The 10,929-nt window shown below is 45.6% G+C and carries 9 protein-coding genes; 3 read left to right on the forward strand and 6 right to left on the reverse strand.

The window, feature by feature from the left end; translation table 11 throughout:
* Positions 1-121: 121 nt before the first annotated feature.
* A complete protein-coding gene (locus tag BCT81_RS09885; RefSeq protein ID WP_102424021.1) occupies positions 122-472 on the reverse strand; it encodes a DUF2799 domain-containing protein in 351 nt (116 codons plus the stop codon).
* A gap of 333 nt (positions 473-805) precedes the next feature.
* On the opposite strand from BCT81_RS09885, the gene BCT81_RS09890 reads away from it, so the two are divergent.
* From BCT81_RS09890 to btsR, 3 genes are all read left to right on the forward strand, one after another.
* On the forward strand, positions 806-2,293 hold the full coding sequence (locus BCT81_RS09890; RefSeq protein WP_102424022.1) for a carbon starvation protein A: 1,488 nt from the start codon (positions 806-808) through the stop codon (positions 2,291-2,293).
* Positions 2,294-2,556: 263 nt separating this feature from the next.
* Positions 2,557-4,227 (forward strand): sensor histidine kinase, encoded by a 1,671-nt coding sequence (locus BCT81_RS09895; protein WP_102424023.1) that lies wholly within the window; start codon positions 2,557-2,559, stop codon positions 4,225-4,227.
* 103 nt (positions 4,228-4,330) lie between these two features.
* Positions 4,331-5,062, forward strand: coding sequence for a two-component system response regulator BtsR (gene btsR, locus BCT81_RS09900; protein WP_102424024.1), 732 nt, complete (start codon positions 4,331-4,333; stop codon positions 5,060-5,062).
* Positions 5,063-5,166: 104 nt separating this feature from the next.
* On the opposite strand, the gene ispH is transcribed toward btsR, so the two are convergent.
* The 5 genes from ispH to ribF form a co-directional block, all read right to left on the reverse strand.
* Positions 5,167-6,123: a 4-hydroxy-3-methylbut-2-enyl diphosphate reductase gene (gene ispH / locus BCT81_RS09905; protein WP_081090359.1), complete on the reverse strand. Its 957-nt coding sequence runs from the start codon at positions 6,121-6,123 to the stop codon at positions 5,167-5,169.
* A gap of 116 nt (positions 6,124-6,239) precedes the next feature.
* Entirely contained in the window at positions 6,240-6,671 is a 432-nt protein-coding gene (fkpB, locus tag BCT81_RS09910; RefSeq protein ID WP_004739519.1) for an FKBP-type peptidyl-prolyl cis-trans isomerase, read from the reverse strand.
* 160 nt (positions 6,672-6,831) lie between these two features.
* A complete protein-coding gene (gene lspA, locus BCT81_RS09915; protein WP_102424025.1) occupies positions 6,832-7,332 on the reverse strand; it encodes a signal peptidase II in 501 nt (166 codons plus the stop codon).
* 159 nt (positions 7,333-7,491) lie between these two features.
* A complete protein-coding gene (gene ileS / locus BCT81_RS09920; RefSeq protein ID WP_008221594.1) occupies positions 7,492-10,332 on the reverse strand; it encodes an isoleucine--tRNA ligase in 2,841 nt (946 codons plus the stop codon).
* Between the two features lie 63 nt (positions 10,333-10,395).
* The coding region (ribF, locus tag BCT81_RS09925) for a riboflavin biosynthesis protein RibF (protein WP_102424026.1) at positions 10,396-10,929 on the reverse strand (534 nt) is incomplete at its 5' end.

The following is a 10,929-nucleotide window of genomic DNA, read 5'->3' on the forward strand; positions in this document are numbered from 1 at the left end:
GGATTAATCTTCAATACTGACGAAAGCGTGATACAAAAAACCAGTACACATAAGGTACTGGTTTTTTTTCAATTTAAGCTTAATGATTCCGTTTAAGAGGTGTGAGTAATCACGAGCAAAGTTAGTGGTCGTTTGAAAACTCATCCCAGCCACGTTGCCACTCCATACGGAAACGCTGGGCATCTTCGGTACCAGAACAAACACCTTCATACACCTGACCAGATAGACCAATCTGGTATGCGTGGTTAGGGTTACAATATTCAGTCACACCAATTTGGTAACCTTCGTTGTAACTTGCTTGGTCAACCGCGCCCAATTCTGCCATCTCTGAATACGAACGTTGAGTGTTGCCTTTAATACCATCGCGGTAGCCAATCTCTTGCCAGTTGCCTTCTGCCGCTAAATCTTGAACATTGGCGCTGCATCCTGCAAGGCTAAATGCTACGGCGAATAGTGCTATTATCTTTTTCATTTCAATCCTTTATATTTCCCTAGCCACTTCTAAATGAAGCTTTGCCTCTGTTGGTGATTCTCCGCTGAACGGGAGCTGATGTCCACTCATCTCTGTTATCTGCCGTTGATCTTTATTACGCGCCGTTTAATGCTCACTATCGACCACTTAACAGAAGCACGATACTTCTCAACACTTCTACCCCACCACTCAACAAAGGTCACAAACCACTAAACCGGTTATAACACCACTTAATTAGCTATTCGACCACTCACTCCAGTAGCGGAAGTTTCTTTCCATACACTCCACTAATATACACCCTGACTTAATTAATACATTCAGGGATAACAAATTATGATGTGGTTTCTTACCTGTGTCGCAGCACTCATTGGTGGCTACTTTATTTACGGTACCTTTATCGAGAAGATTTTTGGTATCAATGAAAAGCGTCAAACACCAGCTCACACTAAGCAAGACGGCGTGGACTACGTTCCAATGTCGACTCCAAAGGTTTACCTAGTTCAACTGCTAAACATTGCAGGTGTAGGTCCAATCTTCGGCCCTATCATGGGTGCCCTATACGGCCCAGCAGCAATGCTATGGATCGTACTAGGTTGTATCTTCGCAGGTGCAGTACACGACTACTTCTCAGGTATGTTATCTATCCGTAATGGCGGTGCTTCGGTTCCTACCATCACTGGACGTTACCTAGGCAATGGCGCAAAACACTTTATGAATATCTTTGCCATTGTTCTACTGCTTCTAGTTGGTGTGGTATTCGTTTCTGCTCCAGCAGGCATGATCACTAACCTAGTGAACGACCAAACTGATTTCGCGATGTCTGCAACAACTATGGTTGTTGTTATCTTTGCTTACTACATCATCGCAACGATTGTCCCTGTCGATAAAATCATAGGTCGCTTCTACCCACTGTTCGGTGCTCTGCTTATCTTCATGTCGGTAGGTCTAATCACCGCAATTGGCTTCTCTGATGAACACCAAATCATGGGTGGTTTTGAAATCAGCGACATGTTCACCAACATGAACCCGAACGACCTACCACTATGGCCTGCTCTATTCATCACTATCGCTTGTGGTGCAATCTCTGGCTTCCACGCAACTCAGTCACCTCTGATGGCGCGTTGTATGGAAAACGAGAAGAACGGTCGCTTCGTATTCTACGGTGCAATGATTGGTGAAGGCATCATCGCTCTTATCTGGTGTGCACTTGCACTATCGTTCTTCGGTTCAGTTGAGTCTCTATCTGAAGCGGTAGCAAACGGCGGCCCAGGTAACGTGGTATACAGCGCTTCATTTGGCCTACTAGGTGTATTCGGCGGTATCCTTGCTTTCCTAGGCGTGGTTATCCTACCAATCACATCTGGTGACACAGCATTCCGTTCAAGCCGCCTAATCCTTGCTGAATACTTCAACATGGAACAGAAGACACTGCGTAACCGCCTACTGATGGCTCTACCACTGTTCGTTATCGGCGGCATCCTGACTCAAGTTGATTTCGGCATCATCTGGCGTTACTTCGGCTTCGCTAACCAATCAACAGCAGTAATGATGTTGTGGACAGCTTCAGCTTACCTACTACGTCACAACAAACTGCACTGGGTAACGACGGTTCCAGCTATCTTCATGACGTCTGTGTGTATCACATTCATCCTGAACAACAGCCAACTTGGTTTCGGCCTACCAATGCAAATCTCAACTATCGTTGGTGTGATTAGTGCGCTGGGTGTTGCGGCTTACGTTATCAAGATTTCTAAAGGCAAAGGCGAAACCGACCTTGCTGATGAAGAAAAAGAAGCAAAAAGCGAGACCAAAACAGCCTAGTTCTTTAAACTCTTTATAAAAGACCAGTCTTCATAGAAAGACAAGAACAGCCAAACACAACTTCGCTTGTTCCGATAATCACTCAGTGATTCATGGATATTAAGACTAAAGCCCATCCCCTGTGATGGGCTTTATTGTCTGTACTGGTTAAGCAAGACAGTGAGAAGCGCTAATCGCTCGATAAATGCCTTACAAACACAAGCAAAACTACCCTTACCACACAATGAGCTTTACACTTAACAAGCGTCTCAATAGGTGAAAATATGGAACTCATTCTCTCTCTGCTTCAACAAACCTGTGTCTACTTAGTGATCGCTTACATGCTAAGTAAAACCCCACTGATTCTTCCATTGTTGAGCATCTCTTCACGCTTAAGCCATAAGATCAGCTGTTACGTTCTGTTCTCTTTGTTCTGCATTATGGGCACCTACTTCGGCCTACAGATAAATGACGCCATCGCCAACACACGTGCAATGGGCGCGGTGATGGGTGGCCTATTTGGTGGCCCAGTGGTTGGCTTTGCAGTGGGTTTTACTGGCGGGATTCATCGTTACTCATTAGGAGGCTTCACCGACTTAGCATGTGCGATTTCAACCACTGCAGAGGGCCTGATTGGTGGTTTGCTGCATGTGTACTTAGTCAGAAAGAACAAAGCCAGCCAGCTATTTAATCCGATGGTGGTGTTCTCTGTGACGCTATTTGCAGAGATCATTCAGATGTTGATTCTGCTTGCGGTTGCCAAACCATTTGAGCAGTCTTATGCGCTGGTTTCTGATATTGCAGCACCGATGATCATAGCCAATTCCGTGGGTGCTGCACTGTTCATGAGTATCATCCAAGACCGTAAAACCATCTTTGAGAAGTACTCAGCGACCTTCTCGCGCCGCGCACTGACCATTGCTGAACGTTCGGTGGGTATTCTTCACGGTGGTTTCACGTCTGATAACGCGCAAAAGATCGTGCGCATCATCTACGAAGAGACCAACGTAGGCGCTGTAGCTATCACTGACCGAGAGAAAATTCTCGCTTTCGTTGGCATCGGCGATGAGCACCATATCCCTAACACCCCTATTTCATCGCAAAGCACACTGACTTCGATGGAACAGAACGACATCATCTACCTCGATGGTAAAGAGAATCCATACCAATGCTCACTCTCACAGGATTGTAAGTTGGGGTCAGCGCTGATTATCCCACTACGTGCCGGTAACGAAGTCGTCGGTACCATCAAGTTGTATGAGCCTAAACTGAAGCTATTTTCAACCATCAACATGTCGATGGCTGAAGGTATTGCTCAGCTGTTATCGAGTCAAATACTGTTCAGCAACTACCAGCAACAGCAAACCCTGCTCACTCAAGCTGAAATCAAGCTTCTGCACGCACAGGTCAACCCACACTTCTTGTTTAACGCGCTCAACACCATCAGTGCCGTAACACGTCGTGACCCTGATAAAGCACGTGAGCTCATTCAACACCTATCTCACTTCTTCAGAAGTAACCTCAAGCAGAATATTAATACCGTGAAGCTCAAAGACGAGCTCGCGCACGTTAACGCGTACCTGACGATCGAAAAGGCACGCTTTACTGACCGCTTAGAAATTGAATGGGACATAGACCCACAACTGTTTGAGTCACAACTGCCAAGCTTTACCCTGCAACCCTTGGTTGAAAACGCCATTAAACATGGGATTTCAAACATGCTAGAAGGTGGCAAAGTGAAGATCTATAGCGAAGCTTTCCAAGGTGGATTTAAACTGATCGTCGAAGACAATGCTAGTAACTACCAGAAGCCGTCTCAAGATCATGTTGGATTAGGAATGGAAATTGTTGATAAACGACTCACTAATTTCTTTGGACAAGACTCAGCACTAAAAATAGAATCTCAACCACAGCAATTTACTCGAATGAGCTTTATCATACCTATACTAAAATAATGGTGTTTTCGTAGGTAATCGCTTCTCAGTAGCGACATTTAGAAGCAGACATTAAAAAGATAAGCGGAATAAGCAGGGACAGAACAAAAATGAAGATTGCAGGATGTTAAAAGCACTCGTTATCGATGATGAGCTTTTTGCTCGCGAAGAGCTGATTGAGTTACTGACAGAAACGGGAGAAGTGGAAGTCATCGGTCAAGCAAGCAACGCGATCGAAGGACTTAAGCAGATCAACCTTCTTAAACCCGACGTGGTGTATCTAGATATTCAGATGCCTCAAGTTACGGGTATTGAGTTGTTGAGTATGCTTGACCCAGATACCATGCCTTACGTGGTATTTGTGACTGCTTACGACCAATATGCGATTCAAGCCTTTGAAGACAACGCCTTTGATTACCTGCTTAAACCCGTTGAGCCCTGCCGACTCAATAAAAGTGTCTCTCGACTGAACAAAGTCGTTAAGCAGAACCAAAAAGTACCAGAGCAAGATGTCGCTTCCATCGCCCCTTCCCGCTTAGAACAAATTCCGTGTATTGGTCACAACCGCATTGTGATCATGGCGAGCCAAAGTGTCGAGTGTGCCTATTCTGATATCAGCGGCGTGCATGTTCGCTGTTCATCGCAAACGGCCACTTCACAGTTGACGCTAAAGATCTTGGAAGAGAAAACCGATTTGATCCGCTGTCACCGACAATATTTGATCAACATAAAATCGATCCAAGAGATCAAGTTGCTCGAAAATGGATTAGCAGAGATCATCACGCTTACCGGCTTTGAAGTGCCTGTGAGTCGTCGCTATCTCAAGACACTAAAAGAACAACTCGGGATCCAATAGCTTATCAAAGCTCACGATCAAAAAAGCCAACGTATCAACGTTGGCTTTTTACTGCTTGCGAATCGACTATATGACGAATCATTAATGTCACAAATCAATAGAGATTAATCGACTTGTTTAATCTGTAGCTCTTTTGGTACTTCGAAGAACATGTTCTCTTCACGACCTTGAATCTCTTCAACGTCAGTAGCACCAAGCTCGCGAATGCGATCTAAGATTTGATTTACCAGCTCTTCAGGAGCAGATGCACCAGCCGTTACACCGATTTTCTTCTTGCCTTCAACCCATTCTGTTTGAATGTCTTCAGGGCAATCCGTTAGGTAACCTGGTGTGCCTAATTTTTCAGCCAGCTCTTTCAAGCGTGTTGAGTTCGATGAGTTCTTAGAACCAACGACAATCACAACATCAACGTCGTTTGCCATCTCACGCACGGCGTCTTGACGGTTTTGAGTCGCGTAACAGATGTCATCTTTACGAGGGCCTTGAATCTCAGGGAATACACGACGTAGCTCTTCGATTACGTCAGCGGTTTCATCAACAGATAGCGTCGTTTGGCTCACGTAGTGCAGGTTAGTTGGATCGTTTACCACTAGGTTTTGCACGTCCTCTGGCTTCTCAACCAAGTACATACCACCCGTTTGGCTCGCGTATTGACCCATAGTCCCTTCAACTTCAGGGTGACCTGCGTGACCAATCAGCACCACTTCCATATGTTTGCGGCTCGCACGCGCAACCTCCATATGGACTTTAGTGACTAAAGGACACGTTGCATCGAATACCGTTAGCTCGCGCTCTTTCGCTTCTTTACGAACCGCTTGAGACACACCGTGAGCAGAGAAGATCACGATGTTATCGTCTGGCACTTCGCTAAGTTCTTCGACAAAAATAGCACCGCGTTGTTTTAGCCCCTCAACAACAAAGCGGTTGTGTACCACTTCATGACGAACGTAGATCGGTGGCTGGTACATTTCGAGTGCGCGCTCGACAATGCTGATCGCACGATCAACACCGGCACAAAAGCCACGAGGGTTAGCTAACATTATTTTCATTTCATTGCTCATCATTTACCGCGGTACTAAGGTTGTTTCTATAGAGTTCGCCGTCAGCGAGGCTCGCATTCTACAGTGAAGCGCCTAGACAGTGAAGCTCTGGGTGACATCACAGCTGTAAGGTGATGTTAGTCGACAGCTAAGATATTGACGTCAAACGTAACATCTTGGCCTGCAAGTGGATGATTAAAATCAACCGTCACTGAATCGCCAGCGATCTCAGTGATAATACCTGGGATTTCCATACCGTCAGGACCAGAAAATGCCATGATAGTGCCCACTTCAACCTCAGAGTCACCAACAAATTTAGCACGATCCATATGGTGGATATGATCTGGGTTAGGCATACCAAACGCATCTTCCGCTTTGAGGTCGATAGACTTTTCAGTACCAGCTTCCAGCCCAAGTAAGCACGCTTCAAAGTTCTCGCTTAGGCTACCATCGCCCATCACGAACTTCGCAGGTTTGCCCATATTTTCTGTGCTATCGGCAACTGAACCATCCTTCATCTTAATCGTAAAATGTAGGGTTACTGCTGAATCATTTTTAATTGCTGCCACGTTACTTTCCTTAGACTTCTTTATTATTTGAGGATGCATTTTTCTTTGCTTCCTTGTTGACTGAAGCATAAAAAAAAGCGCCACCGGAATCAACCGACAGCGCTTAGGGCTATTCTATTCTGTGAGTCATAGACTGACTTTAGAGTCATCTATTAAAAAGCTATTTGCTTTCGTCTTTCTTACGGAAACCATCTAGGATGATCATCGCGGCACCAATACAAATTCCCATATCGGCTAAGTTGAATGCTGGCCAGTGGTAAGTGCCCCAGTAGAAATCTATGTAATCGACAACAAAGCCATGTACGACACGGTCAAATACATTACCTACCGCACCACCAATGATGATGGCATAAGCGATGTTGTTCCACTTTTCTGTCGCTGGTAGTTTGCTCATCCAGTATGTCAGCATGCCCGTTACAGCAAAGGCAATACCTGTAAATAACCAACGCTGCCAACCACTTTGATCACTCAAGAAGCTAAATGCAGCACCGTAGTTATGAACGTACAAAAAGTTAAAGAACGGCAACACCTCAATACGGTTTGCCCAACCATAACCCATGTTGTCCATGACAAAGAGTTTGATGCCGATGTCTGCAAGGAAAACCAGCAGAGCTAACCATAACCAACGTACACCAGATTGCTTTAACGAAACTTCACTCATTTCTATTCCTAGTATTTACGAAGCGATTCCTCATTCGCACACTCGTTTGAGTCGCCATGAAGAATCAGCTTGGTTAAACACATTTCCTATAACTAAAAATAACCCCAGTTGATACTGGGGCTATGATTTTTACAAAAAGTTCAGTCTTTCTCTGAGTCGTTATGCGAACTTACGCACTTCGCCTTCACCATCAACGTTTGATACACAACGGCCACAGATCTTCTCGTGTCCTTCAATTGTGCCTACGTCTGGTGTGTGGTGCCAACAACGGTCACACTTCTCAGCTTCTGTTGCTGCAACTTCAACGAATAGACCTTCAACGTCTGTCGCTTGAGCCGCATCAGACTTCTCGCTCAGTGGCTTAACAACCGCTGCAGAAGTGATAAGTACGAAACGTAGCTCATCTTCTAGCTTGTTGATCTTAGCCGCCAGTGCGTCGTCAGCGTATAGAGTCACTTCAGCTTGCAGTGCACCACCGATTGTTTTCTCTTTACGAGCGTCTTCAAGAAGCTTGTTCACAGCGCCACGAACCGTTTGGATTTCAGCCCAGAATTCGTTGCTTAGCTCTTCGCCTTCAGCTAGACCAAATAGGCCTTCGAACCATTCGCCAGTAAACACGAACTTGTCACGTTGACCAGGCATCTCGTTCCAGATTTCATCTGCAGTGAACGACATGATAGGAGCCATCCAACGAACTAGAGCTTCTACGATGTAGTAAAGCGCAGTCTGACAGCTACGTTGAGCATGGCTGCCCTGTTTTGCTGTGTACTGACGGTCTTTGATTACGTCTAGGTAGAAAGAACCCATTTCGATAGAACAGAACTGCATTAGACGCTGAGTTACACCGTGAGTGTTGTACTCGCCGTATGCTTTAACGATCTCTTCTTGTGCAGCTTGAGCACGGCCAACAGCCCAGCGATCAAGTGCAACCATCTCTTCAGCAGGCACTAGGTCAGTTTCAGGGTTGAAACCGCTTAGGTTCGCTAGGAAGAAACGCGCTGTGTTACGAATACGACGGTAAGCATCAGCAGAACGCTTCAGGATTTCATCAGAAACCGCTACTTCACCCGTGTAGTCTGTAGAAGCAACCCATAGACGTAGGATATCTGCGCCTAGTTTGTTGGTTACATCTTTAGGAGCAACAACGTTACCGATAGATTTAGACATCTTGCGGCCGTTACCATCTACTACGAAACCGTGCGTTAGCACTTGCTTGTATGGTGCTTCGTCTTTCATCGCGATAGATGAAATTAGAGAAGACTGGAACCAACCACGGTGTTGGTCAGAACCTTCAAGGTAAAGATCTGCACTGTTGCCGTTGTACTCTTCGCGAGAATCAACAACAGAGAAGTGCGTAACACCTGAATCGAACCATACGTCTAGTGTATCTAGCACTTTTTCGTACTTGTCTGCGTCTTCAGCGCCCATAAGGTCTGCTGCGTCTACATCCCACCAAGCTTGAATGCCTTTCTCTTCAACTAGCTTCGCTACTTTTTCGATTAGCTCAGAGCTATCTGGGTGAAGTTCTGACGTTTCTTTATGAACGAACAGAGCAATTGGCACACCCCAAGTACGTTGACGAGAGATACACCACTCAGGGCGACCTTCGATCATACCTTCGATGCGGCTTTGACCCCACTCAGGCATCCACTCAACATTCTTCGTTGACTCTAGTGCTTTTGCACGTAGGCCAGCTTGATCCATAGAGATGAACCACTGTGGTGTTGCACGGAAGATGATTGGAGTTTTGTGTCTCCAACAGTGTGGGTAGCTGTGCTCGTAAGCGTGGTGATGCAGAAGAGCACCTTTCTCTTTTAGAACTTCTAAAACAGAGTCGTTCGCTTTGAATACGTGCTGACCAGCAAATAGCTCGGTATCTGGCAGGTAAACGCCGTTAGAGCCTACTGGGTTAGCGATTTCTAGGTTGTATTTCTTACCAACCACGAAATCCTCTTGACCGTGACCAGGAGCAGTGTGAACCACACCAGTACCTGAATCAGTCGTAACGTGATCACCTAGGATCGCAGGAACTGTGAAGTCGTAGAACGGGTGGTTGAACTGAGACAGCTCAAGATCAGCACCAGTTGCAAAACCTAGGTTATGGAAGTGCTCGATACCTGCACGATCCATTACGTCTTTTGCTAGTTCAGAAGCAACAACGATACGTTGAGCTGGCTGGTCGCCATTCGCTTCAACTTGGATAAGTACGTATTCAAGATCATCACGTAGACATACTGCGCGGTTAGCTGGCAGAGTCCATGGTGTTGTTGTCCAGATAACGATAGAGATTTCGCCTTGACCAGCGTGGCCGTCAGCTAGAGAGAATTTCTCTAGAAGCGCCGCTTCGTCAGCTGCAGTAAATTTCACATCGATAGATGGAGATACTTTATCTTTGTATTCAACTTCAGCTTCAGCCAGAGCAGAACCACAGTCAGTACACCAGTGAACAGGTTTGAAACCTTTCAGTAGGTGACCTTTGTCTGCGATTTTACCTAGAGAACGAATGATGTTCGCTTCTGTACCGAAATCCATAGTGCGGTAAGGTTTGTCCCACTCGCCCATGATGCCAAGACGTTTGAAGCTCTCTTTTTGACCTTCAACTTGGCCCGCAGCGTACTTACGACACTCTTCGCGGAATTCAGCAGCCGAAATCTTCTGACCTGGCTTACCTTTCTTCTTCTCAACCATTAGTTCGATTGGAAGACCGTGACAGTCCCAACCAGGGATGTACGGTGCATCAAAACCAGAAAGGGTCTTAGATTTAATAATAATGTCTTTAAGAATCTTATTCAGCGCGTGGCCAATGTGAATGTCGCCGTTCGCGTATGGAGGGCCATCATGCAGTACGAAAGATTTTTTACCTTTCTTTGCCTTACGGATTTCGCCGTAAAGATCTTCTTTGTACCAACGCTTAAGCATTTCTGGCTCACGATTTGCCAGATTGCCGCGCATTGGGAACCCTGTTTCTGGTAAGTTCAGGGTATCTTTATAATCACTCATCGATTCTTAATTCCGTTATATTGGGCGAAGTTAGACATTATGTTAATCGGTGGAATCATCCGATTAATTCTTTAGCTGAAGCAGCCACACCCTTGCGGCTTCAGCATCCAATTCTATTTGATTCTTTAATGCGTCGAACGATTCAAATTTTATCTCGTCGCGCAGTTTGTGCAAAAGTCGTACTTCTAACTGTTTACCATACAAATTGGCTTTAAAGTCAAAAAAGTGCACTTCTAATTGCTGCCTTACACCATTCACCGTTGGTCGTTGTCCAATATTAGCAACGCCACCGACAGGAACCCCATCGATATCCAATGCTTCGACAACGTACACTCCCGACACAGGAGATACACAACGCTTTAATGGAATGTTAGCGGTGGGGAAACCTATGGTTCTCCCCAGTTTTCGACCATGGGACACACGACCACTAATGCTGTAATCACGTCCTAACATGGTAGCACTTGCAGCCAAGTCATCGACCGCTAATGCATTTCGTATCTCAGTACTGCTGACTCGTAATTGGTTTAAGCAATAACTTTGGGTGCTTACCACCTCAAAGCCATACTTTTCACCCGCTTCTTTAAGCATAGCGAAATT

The sequence above is a fragment of the Vibrio sp. 10N.261.52.A1 genome, assembly GCF_002876325.1.
GTDB classification, from domain to species: domain Bacteria; phylum Pseudomonadota; class Gammaproteobacteria; order Enterobacterales; family Vibrionaceae; genus Vibrio; species Vibrio chagasii.

Coding starts and splice junctions, on each gene's coding strand:
- lspA (WP_102424025.1), bottom strand. CDS start 7,332: ATGAGTGAAGTTTCGTTAAAGCAATCTGGTGTACGTTGGTTATGGTTA.
- ispH (WP_081090359.1), bottom strand. CDS start 6,123: ATGAGCAATGAAATGAAAATAATGTTAGCTAACCCTCGTGGCTTTTGT.
- BCT81_RS09895 (WP_102424023.1), top strand. CDS start 2,557: ATGGAACTCATTCTCTCTCTGCTTCAACAAACCTGTGTCTACTTAGTG.
- BCT81_RS09890 (WP_102424022.1), top strand. CDS start 806: ATGATGTGGTTTCTTACCTGTGTCGCAGCACTCATTGGTGGCTACTTT.
- BCT81_RS09885 (WP_102424021.1), bottom strand. CDS start 472: ATGAAAAAGATAATAGCACTATTCGCCGTAGCATTTAGCCTTGCAGGA.
- ileS (WP_008221594.1), bottom strand. CDS start 10,332: ATGAGTGATTATAAAGATACCCTGAACTTACCAGAAACAGGGTTCCCA.
- btsR (WP_102424024.1), top strand. CDS start 4,331: ATGTTAAAAGCACTCGTTATCGATGATGAGCTTTTTGCTCGCGAAGAG.